Genomic DNA, 21,667 nt, shown 5'->3' on the forward strand with positions numbered 1-21,667 from the left:
CGCCTTCGGGAACTCCGCCGAGGACCGGAAACGATCGCCGCCAGACTATCGCCTCGGAGTGACAGTCAACGCCCGTCTTTCTCTCAACGGAAAGATCGCCAGTTATCAGAGGAAGACTGAGAGCACCTACCTGAAAGCGTTAGCAATGACAGAAGAGAACGTCGCCGTCACTTTGATGAAAATGACCGGATCTCGCCTGGGTCGTTTCCTGGAACATCGGGGCCGGTTCGATACAGCCCTAGCGATTTATCGCTCCTCCGCGTCCTCTCCACCGACACCTCGAGAAGCCTTCACCATCGGGAACTGCCTATATCGGCTGGAACGATACGACGAGGCACTGCCCCTCTTGAGGAGGGCTGCCGACGAATCTGGAGCATCTGATCAACAGATCAATCGATATCTCAATGCAGTCGACTACGTCGGTGACTATCTGGTTGAGCTCGAAACCCTGGGCGACAACTCGTCACTCAGGCCAGCAGTCTCGCGCCGATATGCCCGGTGGCTGGAAAGGTCAGGCGATACCGAGTCTGCGCTCGCACTGTATCTGATGTCCGACCCCATGAACAATGACGCTGTGCTTGACAAGATCGATGACCTAACACCGGCCACGGCACCGGTCTGGCTGCGCATCGAACGACACAACGCGACTGCCAATGTCCATCGTAGAGATCCAGCCTGGCTTCGGAAACGTGGTGACCTCCAGTTTGAAGCACACCGTTACGCTGAAGCGGGTGAGTCCTACGCTCAGGTTCTGTCAATCGATGATTCCTCAGCGTGGGATTCATACTGCGCCGGAATCAGCTTCGAACTGGCTGGCGATTCTGACTCCTCTAAGTACTATGCGCTCGCACGGGAACGCGACTCGTCGTTGGACGCAGAAACATATGGGGTGGGCGTCTTCCATGAAAGGGCCCACCGATACAAGCGAGCTGGGCATGCGTATCGAGCCGAAGCCGAGAAGACTCTGTCCCCAGCGACCCGAACAGACCTGCTACGTCGAGCTGCGCTGATGTTCCAAGGCGCATTCGAGTTGAAGGAAGCCGAATCAGATCTCCACCGAGCGATCGCCTTACGCCCCAGGGTTGCCGAACTTTACGCCCTACTGGCGCTCAACTCCTACCTTCTCGGCGATTTCTCAGACGCAGTTGCGTCGGCCGATCGAGCTAAACAGTTCGGTGATTGCGGAACAGAGACTAGAAACTTGCATTTCCTCAGCTGCGTTGCCGCCGGAGACCTCAACGGCGCGGTCACCTCGTTCCTCGAGGCGACAGTCGACGAATTGCAGGAAGAGTCAAGCAGAGATCGGAGCGACGAGAATTCCGATCCTGTAGTGATCGAAGTTCCACAGGACCTGCCAGACTTCGAATCTCATCGCCAATGGTCGGAAATTCTGCTCGATGCAGGTCAGACGGCGACCGCGGCCGACGTCCTAACAACCGGCATGGAACGCTATCAGGCGCATTTCGAACCATCGGACGCACTCAAAGCGGCCAAAGCCCTGATGTCAACGGGCCGAGTCGAGAAGGCGGCGCGTGTCATTCATCAGTCTATTCGCTACACCGATCCGATTCCGAAAATTTACGGCAATCCGAAAGTCCCCGGCCTGGGAACAATCTTCATGTATCGGTCATGGCTCGACACGGAGCCGGTCCGGCCAAATGCCATCATGTTCGAGTCCAATCTCGGCCTTTCAGTCGATTGCAACCCGCTGGCCATCTATAGGCACATCCGAGACAACGAGTCCAAGGAGTACACACTCTACTGGTCCGTCGACAAAAACGCCGTTGTCCCGCATGATGTCTGGCAGGATCCGAACACGGTCATCGTCCGCAAGAACTCGTCTCGGTACGTCAAACTACTCGCAACCGCCGGGTATCTAGTGAATAATTCGACTCTTCCAACTTACTTCGTCCGTCGTCCGGAACAGCAGTATCTGATGACCTGGCACGGAACTCCGTTCAAAACACTCGGTAAGGATCAGCCCGAAGTACTCGGTCATGCCAATATGACCCGGAACCTTCTCCAAGCATCAATCGTGCTGCACCCGAACACCCACACGGAGCGAGTCCTCTTGGAAGGTTGCGATGTCGCGGGGCTCGCAACAGCACAGTCAGTCGTTACTGGCTATCCTCGGAACGATGCGCTCAAAGCGCCGTCTGCAGAGGTCCCCTCGGTTCGCGAGAGACCGTTCGTTCTCTACGCCCCGACCTGGAAACCGGATGCAGAACTGTCCGACCAAGCGTCATCTATCGCCGAGGTCGTCAATGTGTTCGAAGCCCAAGGCTATGAGGTTGCCGTCCGCGCACATCACTATGTTGAGTCGAAGCTCACGGAGCTGGCAGTCGGTGTCACTACTGTGGCCCGAGACATCCCGACAAATGACTTGCTGCCTCAGGTCGACGTCCTGGTCACCGATTATTCGAGCATCTATTTCGACTTCGCCATTCTGCGGCGGCCGATCATCTTCTTCGTCCCCGATTGGGACGAGTACACAACTTCCCGCGGATCCTACTTCACCGAGGATCATCTTCCAGGACTCGTATGCCGGACTCAGTCACACCTCGAAGAGGCTGTTACGCGGCTGGGCTCATGCCCCGAACTAGCTGTGCCAAATGAACAGTTCATTGAGGAATTCGCCCCTCAGGAAGACGGACGGGCCAGCGCACGTGCAGCAGAACTCCTGCTCAGAGGTCGCCCTCACAGCGCCACCGAACCAACCGGTGCCGCGCAGAAGAACCTGCTGTTCCGACAGAGTTTTATCCCCAACGGGATGACTTCGTCGTTCCTGAACCTGGCGAAATCCCTTCCCCGAGACGACTACCGCACATACGTCCTCACGGACGCTGTAGCGGCGCAGTCCGACGAGGGACGTGGCGAGATGCTCAGGTTGCTGCCGAGAGATGTCGGCGTCATTGGTCGGATCGGCCGACACGCAGTGTCGCGTATAGAACACCTTGCCCTACAGGTCATTGCCGACGACCCTTCGAACATCAGTGATGACGCCCGGCGAATTCGCAGGGAATCGTTCGAATTCGAGGCGGCGCGTGTAACTGGAGATGCCAGTTTCGACAAGGTCATCGAGTATGACGGCTACTCATCCTTCATGGCGAATGTTGCGTTGGGCCACGCAGAACGCGCTCGCGTGACAGGGATCCTGCTCCACTCGGACCTCAAACGTGAAGCAGCCCTGCGTTTTCCGGAGATCTATAGAATTGTCGACCAGATTCCCGAGTTCGATCGCGTCGCTGCGGTGTCAGCAACTCTTGCAACTATCAACGAGGACGGCCTTCGCTCGCTCGGTTTCGACGGTCCGTCGATCGGTCACGTTCGAAACCTCATCGACGTCGAAGCGATGACTCGGCGAGCATCGGAGTCGATTCCCTCTGACCTGAAGGATTTCGTGGAGACCGGCAAAGAGCTTGTCATCTTCCTGGGACGGCTATCGCCGGAGAAGAACCTCGCAGATACCATTCGCGCCTTCGCGCAGGCGCGATCCGAGCGTGCTCATGCTCGCCTCCTCATTGTCGGAGACGGCCCCGAGCGAGAGAAGGTGAGCGCGCTGGCTGCCGCCCTGCTGCCTGCCGATTCGTACAGGTTCGCCGGTCATCGGACCAATCCCTTCCCCTATCTGGCCGCTGCAGATGCACTCGTCTTATCGTCGTTCCACGAGGGCCAGCCAATGGTGATCCTCGAAGCATTGGCTTTGAATACCCCCGCCGTGGCCATGAACATTCCATCTCTGTCCGAGTTCGAAGACTTGTCGGGGGTCGTCATCTCTGATTTCACTGCCGATTCCCTCGCTGCGAAGATCAGCTCTGTACTCGCCAACCCGCCAGTCGTCGATTTCGATCCTACGGCCTATGTCGATTCCGCCCTCGACGAGTTCGACATCGCCTTCAGGCAGTAGCGGGGGTCTGGCCCGGAAGAGGAGACCGAGCGTGAACTTGCTCGACTCGATGCGAAAGAGGTGGAACTTGTGAAGGATATGCAACTGCGTAAGCACAAAGAAGGCTGGGGAAAGAAGTGGCTGCGGACGGTCACCGACAAGGAGGAACGAAAGCAGCTCTTCCATGAGTTTCAAGAGTCTGTCGACTGCCATCCTGACCTCATCTTCTATGAGAGCATGTCCGGCGCGAAGATGATGGACAGTCCGTTCTCCATATTCCAAAAGCTGCATGACCAGACATCGACGCACGGTGGCTTCCTCCACGTCTGGTCGGCCAAGTCACAAGACGTCGTTCCGCCACAGTACAGAAATCGCGATTCCGTCGTTACGGTGCGACGACACACTCCGGCCTACTTCTACTATCTCGCCCGCGCCAAATACATAATTGCTAATTCCGCGTTACCCGAATACTTCGTTCGCCGCCTCGGCCAGCGCTATCTTAATACGTGGCATGGAATCGGATACAAGACACTGGGGCGCACCGATCGCAATCCGTTGGGAGCCGCTCTCGCAGTGTCGAACATGTTGCAGGCAACCCACGTGATCAGTCCGTGCAAGTTCATGAGCCGTATCCATTTGCATGGATTCTCGATGGCTAATATGTTCACCGGACAACTGGCGGAAACGGGGTACCCACGAATCGATGCCACGTTGAACGCCTCTGAATCCGATAAGAGTGAAGTGTATTCCGTCCTGGGGTGCTCCCCTGCGCATCCAGTTGTCACCTATGCTCCGACATGGAGAGGTGAGGACTTCAATGTTGACCGTCTTCGCTCCGATCTGCATAATCTCGCGCAGCTCGAATGCACCATTGTCTTCCTCGGGCACCACCTGATGCTCAAATACGTCAGCCCTGACATTCTCGATGGCGTTGTCGTTCCGCCGGATTTCGTCAACACCAACCAATTGCTGTCGATCACCGATGTCCTCATCACCGATTACTCGAGCATATTCTTCGATTTCCAGATCACTGGACGCCCCATCGTGCACTATCTCTATGATTACGACGAGTATTCGACCAGTCGTGGCCTGACTCTCGCGAAGGACGAATTACCAGGGCGCGTGGTTTCCACCTCGGATGAACTCATCCGTGCAGTCTCCTCGTCCTTACGAGCGGACTGGACTGCGGATTACCATAGCCACGTAGAACGGTTCAATCCCCATGACAGAGGCGACAGCACCCAGTGCGTCGTCGATTGGTACCTCCATGATCGCTCGGATCAGGTCCGCCTGTTGGATGGGATCAACGAACGCCCACGTGTCGTCTTCTGGGGCGGGCGCCTCGGCTCGGACGAGGAGGTTAACGTGTACTTCAGGCATATGCAAGCTCTGGCAGACGATGCCAACACAGACGTATCACTATTTATTTCTCGTTCAGTGCGTAGGAACCAGCTGGCTATGGAGTGGATCCGGCGGATGGGTACATCGATCTCAATCATCGTACGCGACGAGTATTCGTTCGGAATGACCGCTGATGAGTTTGCTGCTCGCGAGGTTCCCGGATCACAGCGGACTGGCCTGGAGGTTGCTGCCTACGACAGAATCTACCGGCGGGAATACCGAAGGATGTTCGGAGACACTCGCTTCGACGAGGTTCACCAATTCCCGGGCCTCTCGCACTTCTGGAAACGGCTCGCTCAGGAGGCGTATAAGTGATCCTTTGAGCAATGACTACGGAATCAATCGTTGGCCGACAGGAAGATCCAATCCGAGAAGCAACGAATTGATGGCCATGACCTGAGCGTATATCGTCTTCGGCGCCACATCTGGATGCTTCCTGATCTCGGTGTTCTGAGAATCGAATACGGTGATTCTCTCGCGCAATGGTGCTATCGCATCGAACGTATAGGAGAATTGCGGAGATCGCGACGATGTGATGATGACTGTTCCGGGCCGAAGAGAGTTCGTTTCGCGCGAAATCTCCGCAAACAACTCAGAGAACACTTCCTGCTTCGGAGCCGGGAAAACGTCACCGGCGGTGAAATGGTAGTCTTTCTTATACGTCTCGTACCATTCGTCTGAGAGAATCGGATCGACGGCCACACTGCGCCACCCGCCAGCCAGCCCATGATAGACAGCTCCGGTGCCGCCCTTGGATGCCCCGTAGATCACAACTTTCTCCCGAGGCACGGCGAAGCGACCAGCGACGTCCTCGATCAGCCGATGGATGTTGAGACTGTTGTGGGGCAGCGCCGTCGTGTCCAAGTAGAACGCGCCCTTGACTCCACCCATGTCGGCCACTCGGAGTACCGCGGTATGCGGCGCAATGAACTTCTGCAGCGTGCCGAACGACCGTCGGAAATAGCGAACGAGACGCGCTCGTGAGCTGACGGGAGAAAAGACCACAACAAGCCTTTCGACCCGACCGCTCGGCGGTTCCTCGAAAGTGTAGAAGATCTCGTTCTCCGATACACTGACTGCTCCGCTCTTAACGGCCGGCCAATGATGTCGCAGTCGATCATGACGGATGAAACGGCTCTCGCCTGCAGCATGGAAGTACAGCGAATAGCCGAGATTCGTCAAAGTCAGAAGAAGTGACTTGGCGCGAACATCGGACAGGGCGATCTTCATGAGATCTCGTTTCGGGTCCATGCTCGTTTCCGTCTGTACCCGAAAATAGCGCGGCAACCCCTCATTGTCGGAGACGGCTGCAGCAATATTGTCTGGCCCTGCTTGGGCCGTGGTCCACAAGATGCTGTCTTTCACGGTTACACGTTACCCCAACCGGATCCGCCCGGTTCCGCCTGGACGACCCACCGAAAGATCACAGCAGTCGGTTCGGACCACTCAGAGGGCGAGGGCGAACCTGGTCATCAGGATGAGTATTCAGCGCGTGTGCGCGAACGGTCTGCACCAGTTCGTCCGACGGCGGCATATTCTCCGGCGGTGTCCGCTCAGTGGCCAATGCGTCGATGACGAAGTCCACCAGGTCGGGAAAGGTCTCGGCGACCTTTCGACCCCGGGCCCACCCCGCATACAGTCCACGTTCTATCCGATAACTGTGCAGATCAGGGACGAAATGCACTGCTGTCGCACCGGTGAGTTCGAAGTCGTAGACAATTGACGAATAGTCGGTAATGAGGACATCGGCGACTGCCATCAGATCCTCAACATGCGGATAGTCTGAGACTTCGACCGCTCCGCATCGCTCTCCCGACTCAGATTGCGCAACATGGTGCGCGCGAATAAGCACACGAGACTTTGTTGCCGCTGCAAGCCTCTCCGCGTCCAGAAACTCTTCCCACCGTAAGACTTGCCCGTTGCGATGAGCTTTCCTCCACGTCGGAACGTAAAGAATGACTCGCTCGTTGGTGCCCAAGCCCAATTGTTCCCGAATCTCCCTCTGTCGTTGAAGCCCTTTGAGCAACCGCGTGTTCCTCGGCTGTTCCCCGACCGCGATCTCCCCGCGGTACCCCATGCTCTGGCGGAGGATGTCACCTGCCTCTTCCGACTGCGCCAACAGCAGATCCCACTGTGCAGTCTCGATCCGCATCAGACGACGGTAAGTCAGGGGGACTTGACGAGGGGAAATGTCCCAGAGCAGTTTCTTAATGGGAGTCCCATGCCAGGTCTGCAAATAGTACTGTCCTGGGCGTTTCCGCACGTAATGGGGAAAGTTGTTGTTGTTGATCCACACACGGCTGGTAGCCAGAGCCCGGTGCCAGTCAGCTGTCCCTTCAACGATCGGAAGGCCGCCGTCCGGCACGTCCACGCGTCGATCACGGACTGACCAATAGAGCGGGAAGGTCTGACGCTCTTCCCGAATGGCTTCGAACAGAGCTCTGGGATTGTCGTTGGCGCTCTTTCCGTTATATGACTCAAAGACGATGCCATCAGTCAGGGGTCCCCAGTCCTGATCGCGGAGCTGAAAGCGGCCGTACTTGGTCCGCTCCTGAGCAGACCAAGGCGGTGAGGCCGTGACAGAGACGGCGCCCGAGTTGCGTCCTTCGACCCGGAGCGTGTTCCACTCGGTGAAGCAATCCACAGGTCGGATCGCCAGTTTGCCGGCAGCTCTAGCCCAACTGTCCGTTCGGTTCGGTGTGTCGCCGTATTTCAGGTGATAACCGCCTGCAAGTGCTGCTACTTTGCCTCCTTCGGCCCCGGTAGTCGTCAGGTCATACACAGCGGTAAAGCTGCCATCGGCATGTAGCGCAGACTCATCAGGCTCAATCGTCTGCTCGGAGGATTTGAGCACCACCTTGAGCTTCTCGGGAGGGTCGATCCGGCCGATGATCAGTAGTCGATCCCTATCGTTTGTAGCACCCGTCACAGTCACTCGCCGGAACCGCTGCGCCATTCTCACCTTGCCAGCAGAATGCGCCGCAAGACGTACGCACGATGTGCCGGGCAGAAGATAGTCGACGGATGCGTGATACACGTCGACCTCATTTCCTTCGGGGGTCTTGGCCAACAGCTTCCACTGTCGTTCCCCATGGGCTCGGAATCGATCGGGAAGCTCGGGCAATGTGGCGAAAAATACCGATGGGCCGATTGCTTCCAGGGCGACCTTGTTGCCCGCAGTGTGCAGTGCCAAGCCACGTACATTCGCAGAACCGTCGAGGGTCACCGTTACGTCCCGCCCGCGGAAGTCGACGTTCTTCACGATGACTGGATCAGCCGGCATGGCTACGGGACGAATCGACAATTCGCTTCGATCGTCAGCGACTACTGTCAGGCGTCCTGAATCGCGAATCGGGCTTGGAGCAATCATTCCCACTACCGCTGTCGACACAGCCGGGGCTTGGAGATGCATCCCGTGCATTTCAAAGGAGCCGATCAGGTCGATACCTCGTGGCGATATGTCACCCAGACCGGAAACTTTAACGCGAACCGTGAATCCCCCGGCTTCATAAGTCCGCCAAGGATCACCGACGTCCAAGTCCACTCGATTGTCGTTACGAGTCTCTACAGCACAGTCCAGAACAGTCGCCCCATCCATGATGCCCTGCATACGGAATGTGGCCCGTCCCGGATCGACCCCGGGAATGTAGGCGCACCCCTGGAGCTCGATCTGCTGTTCACCGATCCACCGCGCATTTCGCACGATGACAACGGGTTTGAAGTCGACAGGTTGTGCTTTCAGCAAACGCTGCGGGACATCGGTCTTCAACCGAGACAGATACGTCGGCGCGACCATCCACGTATCGGCGACCAGTTCGAGCGGCACGGCGCGAGTCTCTTCCATCCTCGTTCCAAGGACTTCTTCGATATCGTCCAAGTCTCCGGACGCCACAACCCACATGTAGAGACGTTCCTGCGCCGGCATGAGCTTCCAAGCGCCTTTCGGCATCGTCTTTTGCAGGGTTTTGGCTGCTTCGCAGAGGGTCTTTCGGAACCGTTTGTTTGCCGTGTCGAGGTACTCGGCGTGCATAGCAAGGTCTGTGCCCATCCAGATCGCATATGCTTGCTCGACAACGTGACCGGATGAATGGTGCAGGGTCGCTCTGAGCGCCTCAATGACTTCGAGCTTCGACTGCAGATCGCTCAGCTCGGCCTTACGTTTGGAACGAGTGTCTCGGCCGTCGGCCAGTCTCCACGCATACACGTCGTTCGTGAGCACGTCGATCGCCGCAGCACCGACCAGTGCCCTATAGACGGGTTCCTGGTCTTCGTAGTTGGAGAACCCCCACATCTCCCCCACGTGACGGTTCCAAAAATCGTGCCGATAGACCTTGTTCCACAGGACAGGTTCCTCGAGCAGCTCCGGCATATCGTCCAGCCGAACTGCCAAGCGCTGACGAGCATGTACTCGTGCGGTCAGCTTCGGCCTGGACCGGCCGGTCGCGCCGATACGAACATAGGCCCCAGTGGCAATGTCAGAACCGGTCCGTTCAAGTGAATCAACGAGCGTCGCATACGCGCCCGCCAGCACTTCGTCATCTGCGTCGGCGAAGGTGATGTACTTGCCACGGGCAGCGCCGATTCCTCGATTGCGTGCACGCGCTGGACCTTCGTTGGGTCCGGTGAGGACCGTTACCAGCTGAGAACCGTGAGAATGCTTTTCGGCCTTTTCAACGGTGTCATCGGTCGAACCGTCGTCGACGACAATCACTTCAAATGACACGCCGCTCTGGTTGAGGATGCTCTTCAAGCATCGATCGATGAAGCCGCTCGCATTGAATGCAGGCACGATCACGCTCAGCATCGGAGCGTCCGCGCCATCCTGTTTGGGGGATCCAACGGTCGATGTTCTGGTCGAAGTCAGTTCCGATTCACGCTTTCGCCGGAATTCTCTGAATCCTTCGACGCCGCCATGCCGCAGATGCCACAGTGCTTTACGCCACTGCTGTCCGCTCACATGACCTCACCACCGTTCTTCTTCACCTGCTGACGGATGCTTTCGACGATCGACTCATAGTCAGCATTCCGGAAGTGGAAAGGCTGCGGTCCCCACTTGTGATTCTTATCGATCCGAAGCTCACGGCTCTCTCTCACCACTGACGACACCGTCAGCGATCGCGCTTCTCTACGATACCGGATGTAGTCTGCATTGGCCGACTGCGCCCGATTGGCATACTCTTCGGCTTCGGTCGGTTTGATATTGCGCAGGCTCTGCCATGCCTCGCTCAAACCACGACCTCGTGACAATTCCCTACCCGCCTCGCGAGATCCTCGCTGAAGCCGACGCCATTGCCGCCCTGCTTTCGCGAAACCGTCGTTCTGTGGATGCTGTGCGCCGTCGAGGGCACCCGCCCATTCGATATCGAGGAGGAGAGTCTTCTCCCACATTCCGGCAGCCTTGAGACCTTCGATGAGAGTGATGAATCCTGACTTCCACTGGTCGAAGTGTTCGTCAGTCCCGAACTCGACGAGCCGTGCACCGCTGCGGCGCGCTGTGCGAGCAGCTCCACAGGATTCGATTTCAAGTGAGTTCGTCATGGTCGTGCTGTCGGGGAACTTCCAGAATCCCCGTCGTTCATCGACCAGGTCGAGAAGAACGACGTCAAGTTCCTTGGCTTCCTTGGTGATCCGCTCGAGACCGGTGCCGTTCAGATCACTGGTGACCATTCGCTTCTGGAAAGCGGAGGTCAGATCGTTGAGATCGATTCCAGCTGTTCCATGCGGAGACTCCAAACTCGTCACCGAGTGCCGGGCCACGTAAGCCACGACCTCGGCTTCAGGCATGAACTCCGCCGTATCGCGGCTCACGCAGGAACCGAAGATTGCGATCTTCATCGGCCCGATTCCTGGTGAACGGCAGGGGCCCCGTCTTCCTGCCGCAGACGCTGTCGCTCTTCATACCGTTCATCGGCGATCTTGCGCGCACGAGACGCAAGCCTCCGGCCGGTGAAGTCATCTGCGGCAGCAACGGCTGAGGCTCGGTCATTCGGGTTCGCGGCCCGAAGAACGACTCGCCTCTCGCTAGGGTTCAGCCGCAGCGGCGGCGCATCGGTGATACGTGGGGCGCTTACTGCCTGAGAGGCCGGTTTGGGCAGAGCCGGGAATTTGGCTTTCGGAATCTCGGCGTCGAAGGATTTCGGCCAGACCTGCTCCTCGGCAGCGGCCAGCATCGGGGTCGGAGTCTCTTCGACTACTTCGACCGTGTCCTGTCGCTTCACATGGCGCGCCCGAGCGGCCTTCTTCTTAGACGGGCGTGCTGCGTGCCGCGGGATGGGATTCTTGATGAGTTCGGGCTCGAGGATGTTAATCTCCTCTTTGACCGCGTTGCTTACCACATCGGCAAGGAGCTTGTCCGCGATGTCGTCCTTGCCCTTGGCAACATTCCACGCCCACCAGCGGTATTTCTCTGCGACAGCGTCGGCTGGTCCGTTCATGAGGATCTCGCCTCGATGCATCCACACTGCACGAGTGCACAGTTCCTGAATCACTTTTGCGGCATGGTTGACGAGAAGAACTGTTCCTGCCTCGGCAAGGAGTTCATCCATTGCACGTTCGCTGCGCTCGGCGAACGTCGCGTCGCCAGTCGACAGGGCCTCGTCGATGAGCAGAATCTTCGGTCGCGCGGCCAAGGCAATGGCGAATCGAAGTCTGGCACCCATACCCGAGGAGTAGGTTCCCATCGGACGGTGAATCGCTGAGCCCAACGCCGAAAGCTCAACGACATAGTCGAAGGCTTCGGCCGCTTCCTCGGGCGACAATCCCATCGCCAAACATCCGAGGCGAACGTTCTCACTTCCCGACAGCGCGGGTTGCAAGGCAGCGCTGACACCGAGCAGAAGCGGCTGATAACGGACGAGAATACGGCCTCGATCCGGCTGCTCGACACCCGCGACATTGCGCAGGAAGGTGGATTTTCCGGAGCCGTTGGCCCCGACGATTCCCACCATCTCTCCTTCACGGGCAACGAAGTTGACCCCACGCAGTGCCCGCACAGTCGTCTGGCCTTGACGTCCGACGATCTTGTTCGTCAGGTGTCGGACACCAGTTGCCCTACTGCCCGGATCGTTGGTGTTGACGGTGTACCGGACTTGGACGTTCTCCGCGATGATATTGGGTTCCTGGACCTCAGAGTCGGCCATAGTTCTCCTCCCCTCTCCAGAAGAACAGAAATCCGACTATGAGAAGGCCGAACGCCCAGACGGTGCCGACGATCCACATCTTCGGATCGGTATCGACTCCGTAGAGCAGTGAGTTGCGCACCAGCGTCAGATAAGCATGCATCGGGTTGTACTGCATTGCCTCCAAGAGCGCCGGGTGATTTCCCAAACGGTCTTCGATGGAGAAGAACACTCCCGATCCGTAGAGCCAGAACCGGCTGACAATCGACATGAAGTTCGTGAGGTCCGGGATCTTGTGACCGAGACGCGCCAAGAAGCAGGCGAGACCGACGTTGAAGATCGTCTGCAGGATCACAACAGGGATCACCAGAACGATTCTCCACGTGATCTCTTCCAGCGGTGGGGCGATTGCGAGGACGATCACCATGACGAGCAGGGTCGGCATGAAGTCAAGGAAATTGCGGACCACGGTGGAGATCGGTAGCGCAGCGCGTGGGAATTGGAAGCCCTTGATCATGGACGCACCGGAACGGATGGCTCCCGTTCCGCCGGTCATGCACTTACCTGTGTATCCGAAGAAGAAGACGCCGACGACAAGGAACCCGAGGAAGTTGTGAATACCTCGAGAGGTCCCCAGGATATAACCGAAGATGAACCAGAACGCGAGCACCGACAGCAGCGGATTGAGGAACAGCCAGCCGTAGCCGAGGATGTTCTTCCGCGTCGAGCTCGACATCTTGGCTCGGGACTCGGCGATGATGAAATGCCGGCGGTTCCATAGCGCGGCGAGGTAGCTGCTCAGACTCGTCCGTCGTCCGACGGGCACGAGGCCTTCACTCGACACGGACGGGATCGAACTCAGCCCGAGGGGGTTCGTCGTCTCACTCATCGCACATCACTCCCCACGAGTTGAGAATAGACCTGCCCATATCGCCGTCCGATTTCCTTCCACCTGCGTGTTGCAAGAACATGTGCTCGTCCATTGTCCCCGAATCTTGCCCGTGCCGTGTCATCGGAGGCGAGCTCGGACAACAGTTCCGCGAGTTTCTGCGGGCTCTCCGGCGGAGTCGCCAAGCCGGCACTGTCCGGAACCAGTTCACGCAGTGCCGGCAGGTCGGAGATGACAACTGGTCGTGCTAGACCCATCGCTTCGATCGGTTTGATCGGAGTGACCAGACGACAGACCGGTTCGTCCTTGCGCGGCACGACGATGGCGTCGAGCGCGAGTTGGTACTCAATTGCCTGGGCTTGAGAGACCCGTCCAGTGAAGACTGCGTTCTCCCTCAACGGTGCTGCACGTTCCCGTAGTTCCGGCAAAGCGACACCGTCGCCGGCGATCAGCAGCCGCAGGTCCGCGCCTTCGCTCCGGGCCAGGATGACGGCATCGACGAGGTCATCGAGGCCCTCATAGCCGACGATCGACGCCGCCGTTCCGACCCACACCCCGTCATCGGGCAGGCCGAGGCTTCTTCTCACTTCGGCCGGAGTTCGGGTGGCATCGGTGTCGACGACGGCTTCGGAGACCGAATTCGGGATGAGGGTGATGGTTTCTGCCGGCACTCCCCCAGCGATCAGGTGCTCACGCATCGTCTCGCCAAGAGTGATGACGGCGTCGGCAGCCGATGCAACTTCGACCTCCTTGGCCCGCATGAGTGCGAAGCGTTGGCTGTCCCTGCGCGCAGAACGCTCTTCCGGACTGCCGCCTGCAGCCGCCCATGTCTCTTCCAGGACACCGCGAACTTCGTAGACCCACGGCAGGTCCGCAGCTGCCGCCGCCGCACCAGTGGCCAAGCCGTTGACGTAGTGCGTCGTCGTGTGCAGGATCTCAGCACCACGTTCGTGCGCTTCAACAGCGATGCGATTCGCCTGCGCGCTCAGCCGTTCGGTTGGAGTGGGACGCGGTCGCAACGGCACGTCACGGATGTACTCGACACCATCGATGACCTCGACCGGCGCCTGGCTCAAGCGTCCGATGGTCACGGGGTACGACGGGCGGGTGATCGCAGCCGTTTGATGGCCGGCCTCCGACAGCGTGGTGAGGATGGCATGTGACCGGTAGGCATAGCCGGAGCGGGTGTGCGGCAAGGAGTTCGTGAGCACATGCAGCGCCGTCGGATGCTGACCTCGGTCATGATCCGTATTGCCGCGGGCCCGGCGAGCCGTGATATGGCTCGAAACCTCGGGCCACCATTGCGGCTGCAGGCACTGTCGTTCATCGATCAATCGTGTCCGGCGTGCGCCGTCAGGCAGAACTGCGATGGCTTCGTCGATGTGTCCCTTGGTCCACTCGATACGTGAGCTCAGTGCTTGGGCACCGGGAACGGCAACTGCGATCGATTCGGCTTCGTCGAGAAGTCCCAGATTGAGTGCGATCTCGCCGAGAAGGCGTGACGGCGAGGGAGAACCTGCGACCAATGACTTCGCCACCCTCTCTTGACCGAGCAGCCACGAAGATGCCGCCCGACTGGCGTCGCCCGGCAAGCGCCCGAGCGCGTGTCCGACGAAACGCGAGGCTGGGCCCGGCAGGCGACGTGCCAACTGCATGCCGAAGAACACGCGGTCGTCGTTGATGTGTCCGACAGTCGTCACAACGACGTTCGTCAGCTGCCGGGCGAGGAAGCGCAGGTTCACGAGACCACCTGTTCGAGGACGCGTTCGTAAGTGCGCCCCATTGCGGCGGCCGAAGCATGTCGAACCACCCAGTCGCGTGGGTTCTGACCTGCAGGCGGATTCGATCCGAACTCCTCACCGGTTAAGACTCGTTCTCGCATCCTCGACATCGCCGCGGCCACGGAATCGACATCACCGGGAACCGCGACTTCTCCCGCCGCGGTCTGCGTGATGATGTCGGCGGCCTCACCGGCGACGACTCCGAGGACAGGAATTCGACGGGCCATCAACGAATAGAGCTTTGACGGGACGGTACATTCGTAGGAATCGAGGGAGCTGAGGCTGACCAGTCCGGCATCTGCCCATTCCCAGTGGGCAGCGAGTTCGGCGCCTGCGATCTGCGGATGGAATTCGACCGGCACCCCAAACGCTGCGGCTGTGGTTTTGAGCTCGCCGGTATCGACGCCGCCGCCGACGATGCGCAGTCGCACACCTTCGGTGCGGGCCAACGCTCGAATCGAGGTGCTGAGATCCTGGGATCGACCGACAGTGCCCACGTACAGCAGGTTGAGCCCTTGACGATCGACAGGAGTCCTGCCCTTGACGGTGCCGCCAGCGGTGCCTGTCTCCTCTGCGACGGGGACTAGGGGGATCGCACCCGTGGCGGTCAGTCCGGATGCGCCTTCCAACTCCGCCGGTGAGACTCCGCTGCGAACGACCTCGGCGGTCACTCCACGCTGTTCCAGGCGACGTTTGAAACCTTCAGTGGTGACGACGACGACCGCCGCACGCCGTTGGGCACGAGTGAGCAGGTCCGGCAGCAGTCGATGCTCGAGACGCTGCGTCAGCGTCCCGGGAAGATATCGCCCGACCGCTCCCGTCACCAAGTTCATTTCCGAAATGAGATCCGGCCACGCATCGCGCACTTCAGCGACATGCGGCACTCGCAGCAGCCGCGACAAGGTATCGCCCGCCAGCAGAAACGGCAGTGCCGGAGTCGTGGAGACGATGACGTCGGGACGCATTCCGCCCCGCAACCGGTCAATGACCGCCGACATCGCACCCGTCGCCGATACCGTCTGATCGAGCAGCTGACGAGCCATCGACGATCCGCTGTGCAGGTACGGCACGCGAAGGATCCGCTCACCGTCGACACCGGTGTCCCAGCTGCCGCCGAGGCGCACGTCGACTCGACGACGCCCCCGCCCGACCTTCGACCCGAAGAACCCATTGCGGTCGGAGTACGGGTAATGGGGATGCGGTGCCACCGTGATGACATCGTGACCGGCAGCGCGCAGGTGGTCGACGAGAATCCGCCACCGTCGCTGCGGTGCACCGACCTCGGGATAGTAATAGTGGCTGAGCAGAACGATTCTCATGCGGTCGTCGCCTCCTTCAGCGCCCGTCGCCGCAGCCACAGCGGCAGCAGCGCATAGAGGGCGAGCAGCCCGACCCAGAACACATGGGCCGGGTACGTTGTCGCCGTATTTCCGCTGATGAGTGTCGGGACGGCCATGATGCAGGCGAGGACGCTCAATGCGGCGTGGAAGAGCGAAACGGAACTGTGTGGCCAGCCCGCCTGCTGGATCCGCTGGTAGATATGTTCACGATGAGGCAAGAGAATATTCTCTCCCCGGAAGAGCCGTAGGACCAAAGTGAGTCCGACGTCGAAGACGACGAAGATCATCGGTGCGATGATGACGACGATCGGGACGCCTTGGACGAACAGCCAGACCGCGAGAGCGAATACGGCCGCTCCGATTCCATAGCTTCCCGTGTCTCCGAGGAACGCCTTGGCCCGACCGAGGTTGAACGGGAGAAACCCGACAGCAGCGCCGGCCAGCGACAGAGCAAGCAGTGCAATGTCGTTCTCTCCCACCCAGGAGCTGACGAAGGCGAACCATCCGGCAGTCACGATGGTCCACTCGGTGACATAGCCGTTGAGTCCGTCGACGAAGTTCACGGCGTTGACAGTGGTCACGCCGATGACCGCGAAGGCGATGACGTGAGCGATTCCCTGTGTTGAGAACATGGCGATGATCGCGCTGAACAGCAGAGCCAGGATCACCTGTCCGATCAGCCGCCCGGCGGGGCGCAGGGAGTCGAGATCGTCGCTCATCCCGATGGCCGAATAGCACCAGGTCAGGACCAGGAAACCGACCGGAAGGAGGATCCCGCCGAGGCCGAAGACGCCGTCTTCGCTGACCGTCCACACCATGGCCAGAATCGTGGCCACGGTGATGCCGCAGCCGATGGCGATTCCCCCTCCGCGGACGGTCGACAGAGTATGCGAGGAGCGATGGGAGGGGACATCGACGACCCCCGCTCGACGCAGCAGCGGAAAGGCGATGAGGGCGCTGAGAACCGTGACCACCGCGGCCACAACCAGGATCACCAGCGACTGCAGTGCCATCAGAGGCCGACTCCGGTGTCATGGGGGTCTGCGCCAGGCTCAGAGGCACTTGATGAAGTCGCTGCCGGCTCGATGGCCTCCGTCGCGTCACCGGTGATCGGTGCCGTCTCGGAGTCGAGGAGACGCGTCAGGTGCTCTTCGAGGCCCGACCTGTGAGTGAAAACCCGCGGGTCACGTGATTCGGCGACCAGGGCACCGAGTTTCTCCAGATCGATCGGAGCGATCGGCACCTGAGTGATCAGCGGATGGTTGGGGCGGCTGTCGACCTCTCCGGGCGACAGAAGGGCTTCAGTCAGCTTCTCCCCCGGGCGCAGGCCCGTGTAGACGATCTGCGCATCACTGCGACCTGACAGCGCGATCACTCTCTTGGCGAGGGCCGCGATGCGGATCGGTTCGCCCATGTCGAGGACCAAGGTCTCTCCGGGGCCGCCGATCGCTGCGGCCTGAAGGACGAGTTCACAGGCCTCATCGGCGGTCATGAAGTATCGGGTGACCTCGGGATCGGTGACTGTGACGGGGTCGCCGGCCGCCACCTGGGCCACAAACGTCTCGAGTACGGAGCCCCGGGATCCGAGCACATTGCCGAACCGCACCGACATATAACGTCGTCCGGTTGCCACTGCCACAGAGGCGATCGCCCGTTCGATGGAGAACTTCGTCCGCCCCAGCACTGAGGTCGCACCGGCGGCTTTGTCGGTGGAGATGTGGACGAAGGAATCGACGTCGTGAGCCACGGCCGCGTTGAGCAGGTCGAGGCTGGCTCCGATGTTCGTGCGCACTGCCTGCTCCGGGAACCGCTCAAGGAAAGTCAGGTGTTTGAGAGCCGCGGCGTGGAAGATGATGTCCGGCTTCGCCTCAGCGACGAGGGAATCGATGAATGCCGGATCTCGCAGGTCTCCGAGGACGAGGTCATCACTGGTCAGAAGGGCTGAGCCCTCAAGACCGAGCTCAGTGGCGTGCAGGCCGGATTCGTCCCGGTCGGTCATGATGAGTCGGGCCGGATCGAACCGTGCGACCTGACGGCACAGCTGTGAGCCGATGGAGCCGCCTGCACCGGTGACGAGGACGACCTTGCCGGTGATCGCCGAGGCGATGTCGTCGATATTCGTCGAGATCGGTTTGCGTCCGATGAGGTCTTCGAGGCTGACATCGCGGAAGCTGCGGTGACGCAGGTCGGCGACGTCGTGCGCGTCGGGCTCGGGACGGGCCAACGCGGAGTCAGAGAGTTTCGGCATGATCTTGATCTCGACCGGCCGAGATTCGAGATTCGACGCGATACGGGAGAGCTCTTCGGGTGGCAGGTCTGCGATCGCAATGATGACGGCCCCAGCTCCCGTGCTATCGACATGGGTGGCGATATCGGCGATCGGTCCGAGCACGCGGATTCCGTTGTAGCGCAGATGCCGCTTGGCGGGGTCGTCGTCGAGGATGCCGACAGCGACGAACTCACTGTGCGTGTCCTGAGCGATCATATCGAGGGCGAGCATGCCCTGGTTCCCCGCGCCGACGACGATCGTGGGCCGGGACGCACCGGACGCGGTGAGGCTGCGTTGCCGCAAGTTGCGACGAATCCAGTTCTCGAGGCTCTTGACCACGACCATGAGCGCTCCCGCCGTAATGGGGACGCTGGTCGGGATGAGCAGTCGACTCGCGAAGGCGAATTCGGCCACCCACATGATGCCGACACCCAGAGCAACCGTTCCCACGATTGCGGCGAACTGATCGGTCGAGCCACGTCGGTAGCGACCGCGGTAGATCGCCAGAGGCCCGCCGATGAGAAAGACGCTCAGACCGACCGCCGAACAGACGAGCATTCCCGGCACGTTGACGAGAGACGCATGGAAGTCGTACCTCACGAGCGTCATCGATACGACGAGGAACGCGAACACGAGACCATCGATGAGTGACAGCGCCATCGCTCTGCCGTGCCGTCTCATTGGGGTCCGTGAGGGAATGGGGTCAGACTTGCTTCCCACGGTCCTCTTTTCATTCTGGTTTCCCCGTCCGACTTCGCGAAGCCGCTTGCAACTTTCCGATTGTACTATTGGCGTTAACAGGTTTCACACATAAATGACGCTGTGAACTTTGAGCGTCGACAGCCGTCGCCTGACTTCGATTCACTTCCCCGTCACGCACCCTGGCTACCGCCGAGAGGATCCGATCCGTGCCCCGAACACCATTTCGCACACTGAGGACCGCTGTGTGGCATCTGCGCAACGGCGGAATCAGCCAAGTCGCGAAGTGGCGACGTCGACGCTCGTTGGTACAAGGAACCGCAGAAGCCTCCGCCGAGGTCGCCACGGGAAGCCTGTCAGCGGAGGTCCTCGCAAACCTGTTCCCTCCCCTGCCGGTGCAGCATCGCCTTCCGGTCTTCGATCAGCTGTCCGTGGGAGTCGTCCTCGACGAGTTCTCGACCGAGAGCTTCGGCTATGAGTGGTCGCTCCGACCGCTGTCGCCGACGCAGTGGCCGACCGAACTCGACGATCTCGACTTCGTCTTCGTTGAGTCCGCCTGGAGCGGCAACGACGGTCAGTGGAAGTTCAAGCTCACGAGCCCGTCGGGTCCGAGCACAGAGATCACCGAACTGCTCGGCGAGTGCCGCCGCCGAGGCATTCCGACCGTCTTCTGGAACAAAGAGGATCCCCCGCACTTCGAGGATTTCCTGCCCCTGGCACGGATGTTCGACGTCGTCTTCACCAGCGATGTCAGGCTGATCCCCGAGTATCGCTCAAGACTCGGTCATGACAGGGTCGCCGCCCTGCCGTTCGCCGCACAGCCGGCAGTCCACAATCCCTCACGTCCTGCGCGGAATGCCGCCGCCAGGGACATTGCCTTTGCCGGCATGTACTTCGCCCACAAATATCCGGAGCGCAGGGAGCAGATGGACCTGCTGCTCGGTGCCGCTGACGTCGTATCGCCGAGGATGCAGTATGGACTGGAGATCTTCTCCCGTTTCCTCGGCAACGATGAGCGGTATCAGTTCCCAGGCAACCTGGCCGGGCGTGTGGTCGGGTCGCTTCCGTACCGCAATCTGCTCACGGCATACAAACATTTCAAGGTCTTCCTCAACGTCAACTCCGTCACCGACTCTCCGAGTATGTGCGCACGCAGGATCTTCGAGATCAGTGCCGCCGGCACCCCGGTCGTCACCACCCCGAGTGCGGCGACTCGAGAGTTCTTCCCCACCACCGAGGTCCCTCAACCTGAGACTCCGGAGGAAGCAGAGTGGACTCTGCGTGCCTACGTGCGCAGTCCTGAGTTGAGAGACCGCACCGTCCATCTTGCCCAACGACGCATCTGGGCGGAACACACCTACACTCACAGAGCGATGACGGTGATGGATTCGCTCGGCCTGGACTATGCGCAGCCATTCCCCACGTCCGTCTCGGCTGTGGTGTCGACGAATCGGCCGGACCACCTCGGCGAGGTTCTGCGGACCCACGCCGCGCAGCTGCACACGGATAAGGAGCTCGTGCTGGTGACCCACGGGTTCACGGCACCTGCCGATCTGCGCGCTCGCGCCGCAGAAGCAGGGGTTGAGCATCTGCAGATCGTTGAGGTCGACTCTGCGCAGCCGTTGGGAGTCTGCCTCAATCGCGGAGTTCAGGCGGCCTCCGGCGATGTCATTGCGAAGATGGACGACGACGATGTCTACGGAGCGCACTACCTGGGCGATCAGCTCGCGGCTCTGCGCTATTCGAATGCCGATCTCGTCGGCAAGCAGGCACACTATCTCCACATTCGGGGCCGTGACATCGTCATCTGCCGATTCCCTGAACGTGAGCACCGGTTCACCGACCTCGTCATGGGCCCGACTCTGATGACGCATCGTTCGACGCTGCTGGACAATCCGTTCGCCGAACGCACCCTTGGTGAGGACACGGAGCTCCAGCAGAGACTCATCGCTTCTGGAGCCCGGATCTACTCGGCGGACAGGTTCAACTTCGTCCAGGTCCGTGGCGACCATGCCCACACGTGGAGCGTCGACGACAGTCACCTGTTGGCCAACGGGAACATCCACGCCTTCGGCTACGCTCCGGGTCACTATTGCTTCTGAGAATCCGCTCTTCGACGCCCGCCCGACCGTTCGCCCGGCCCGAATCGAGCGGCCCGCGGAATTCTTCGTATGCCCCAGGTGAACTGTTGGTGAAATGGGCGGTTTCGGTCTGATCCGGTCAGTAGCGTGGCAGTCACGCTGTGAAGATTTCGCAGAGGAACGCCACCGGTTCCGGTGGCCAG

At 59.9% G+C, this 21,667-nt stretch carries 12 protein-coding genes; 3 read left to right on the top strand and 9 right to left on the bottom strand.

All coding sequences use genetic code 11. The features are described from left to right. The first annotated feature begins 58 nt into the window (after positions 1-58). Together AD89_RS0100685 and AD89_RS0100690 are read left to right on the top strand one after the other, a co-directional pair. Complete coding sequence (locus tag AD89_RS0100685) at positions 59-3,907, top strand: CDP-glycerol glycerophosphotransferase family protein (RefSeq protein ID WP_155807331.1); 3,849 nt, start codon at positions 59-61, stop codon at positions 3,905-3,907. 78 nt (positions 3,908-3,985) lie between these two features. Continuing rightward, the gene (locus AD89_RS0100690) at positions 3,986-5,602 is read left to right on the top strand and encodes a CDP-glycerol glycerophosphotransferase family protein (protein WP_231488333.1); all 1,617 of its coding nucleotides are present in this window, start codon (positions 3,986-3,988) and stop codon (positions 5,600-5,602) included. Between the two features lie 15 nt (positions 5,603-5,617). Here AD89_RS0100690 and AD89_RS0100695 read toward each other — a convergent pair whose 3' ends face one another. From AD89_RS0100695 to AD89_RS0100735, 9 genes are read right to left on the bottom strand one after another with little or no spacing between them, the layout of a single operon-like run. Next, a complete protein-coding gene (locus tag AD89_RS0100695) occupies positions 5,618-6,652 on the bottom strand; it encodes an XcbB/CpsF family capsular polysaccharide biosynthesis protein (protein ID WP_155807332.1) in 1,035 nt (344 codons plus the stop codon). A 58-nt stretch (positions 6,653-6,710) separates the two neighbouring features. Next, on the bottom strand, positions 6,711-10,244 hold the full coding sequence (locus AD89_RS19100) for a bifunctional glycosyltransferase/CDP-glycerol:glycerophosphate glycerophosphotransferase (RefSeq protein WP_155807333.1): 3,534 nt from the start codon (positions 10,242-10,244) through the stop codon (positions 6,711-6,713). Further along, positions 10,241-11,122, bottom strand: coding sequence for a DUF6270 domain-containing protein (locus tag AD89_RS0100705; RefSeq protein WP_025776690.1), 882 nt, complete (start codon positions 11,120-11,122; stop codon positions 10,241-10,243). Before AD89_RS0100705 ends, AD89_RS19100 begins: the two co-directional genes overlap by 4 nt. Beyond that, complete coding sequence (locus AD89_RS19105) at positions 11,119-12,426, bottom strand: ABC transporter ATP-binding protein (RefSeq protein WP_025776691.1); 1,308 nt, start codon at positions 12,424-12,426, stop codon at positions 11,119-11,121. The genes AD89_RS0100705 and AD89_RS19105 overlap by 4 nt, the downstream gene beginning before the upstream one ends. After that, on the bottom strand, positions 12,413-13,294 hold the full coding sequence (locus AD89_RS0100715; RefSeq protein ID WP_025776692.1) for an ABC transporter permease: 882 nt from the start codon (positions 13,292-13,294) through the stop codon (positions 12,413-12,415). Before AD89_RS0100715 ends, AD89_RS19105 begins: the two co-directional genes overlap by 14 nt. Then, the gene (locus tag AD89_RS0100720; protein ID WP_025776693.1) at positions 13,291-15,036 is read right to left on the bottom strand and encodes a glycosyltransferase family 4 protein; all 1,746 of its coding nucleotides are present in this window, start codon (positions 15,034-15,036) and stop codon (positions 13,291-13,293) included. The genes AD89_RS0100715 and AD89_RS0100720 overlap by 4 nt, the downstream gene beginning before the upstream one ends. Further along, complete coding sequence (locus tag AD89_RS0100725) at positions 15,033-16,394, bottom strand: glycosyltransferase family 4 protein (protein ID WP_025776694.1); 1,362 nt, start codon at positions 16,392-16,394, stop codon at positions 15,033-15,035. Before AD89_RS0100725 ends, AD89_RS0100720 begins: the two co-directional genes overlap by 4 nt. After that, the gene (locus AD89_RS0100730; protein ID WP_025776695.1) at positions 16,391-17,428 is read right to left on the bottom strand and encodes an MraY family glycosyltransferase; all 1,038 of its coding nucleotides are present in this window, start codon (positions 17,426-17,428) and stop codon (positions 16,391-16,393) included. The genes AD89_RS0100725 and AD89_RS0100730 overlap by 4 nt, the downstream gene beginning before the upstream one ends. Next, positions 17,428-19,365 (bottom strand): polysaccharide biosynthesis protein, encoded by a 1,938-nt coding sequence (locus tag AD89_RS0100735; RefSeq protein WP_081770292.1) that lies wholly within the window; start codon positions 19,363-19,365, stop codon positions 17,428-17,430. The genes AD89_RS0100730 and AD89_RS0100735 overlap by 1 nt, the downstream gene beginning before the upstream one ends. A 227-nt stretch (positions 19,366-19,592) precedes the next feature. On the opposite strand from AD89_RS0100735, the gene AD89_RS0100740 reads away from it, so the two are divergent. Further along, positions 19,593-21,485 carry a glycosyltransferase family protein gene (locus tag AD89_RS0100740; RefSeq protein ID WP_231488327.1) on the top strand — a complete coding sequence of 631 codons (1,893 nt, stop codon included), beginning with the start codon at positions 19,593-19,595 and terminating at the stop codon, positions 21,483-21,485. The last annotated feature ends 182 nt before the right edge of the window (positions 21,486-21,667 follow it).

Origin of the sequence: Brevibacterium sp. VCM10, from assembly GCF_000583215.1 — a bacterium.
Taxonomy (GTDB): Bacteria; Actinomycetota; Actinomycetes; order Actinomycetales; family Brevibacteriaceae; genus Brevibacterium; species Brevibacterium linens.

Bases quoted from the DNA above. Each gene is read 5' to 3' on its own strand.
- AD89_RS0100690 (WP_231488333.1), top strand. From the start codon at position 3,986: ATGCAACTGCGTAAGCACAAAGAAGGCTGGGGAAAGAAGTGGCTGCGG.
- AD89_RS0100705 (WP_025776690.1), bottom strand. From the start codon at position 11,122: ATGAAGATCGCAATCTTCGGTTCCTGCGTGAGCCGCGATACGGCGGAG.
- AD89_RS19105 (WP_025776691.1), bottom strand. From the start codon at position 12,426: ATGGCCGACTCTGAGGTCCAGGAACCCAATATCATCGCGGAGAACGTC.
- AD89_RS0100715 (WP_025776692.1), bottom strand. From the start codon at position 13,294: ATGAGTGAGACGACGAACCCCCTCGGGCTGAGTTCGATCCCGTCCGTG.
- AD89_RS0100725 (WP_025776694.1), bottom strand. From the start codon at position 16,394: ATGAGAATCGTTCTGCTCAGCCACTATTACTATCCCGAGGTCGGTGCA.
- AD89_RS0100730 (WP_025776695.1), bottom strand. From the start codon at position 17,428: ATGGCACTGCAGTCGCTGGTGATCCTGGTTGTGGCCGCGGTGGTCACG.
- AD89_RS0100735 (WP_081770292.1), bottom strand. From the start codon at position 19,365: ATGAGACGGCACGGCAGAGCGATGGCGCTGTCACTCATCGATGGTCTC.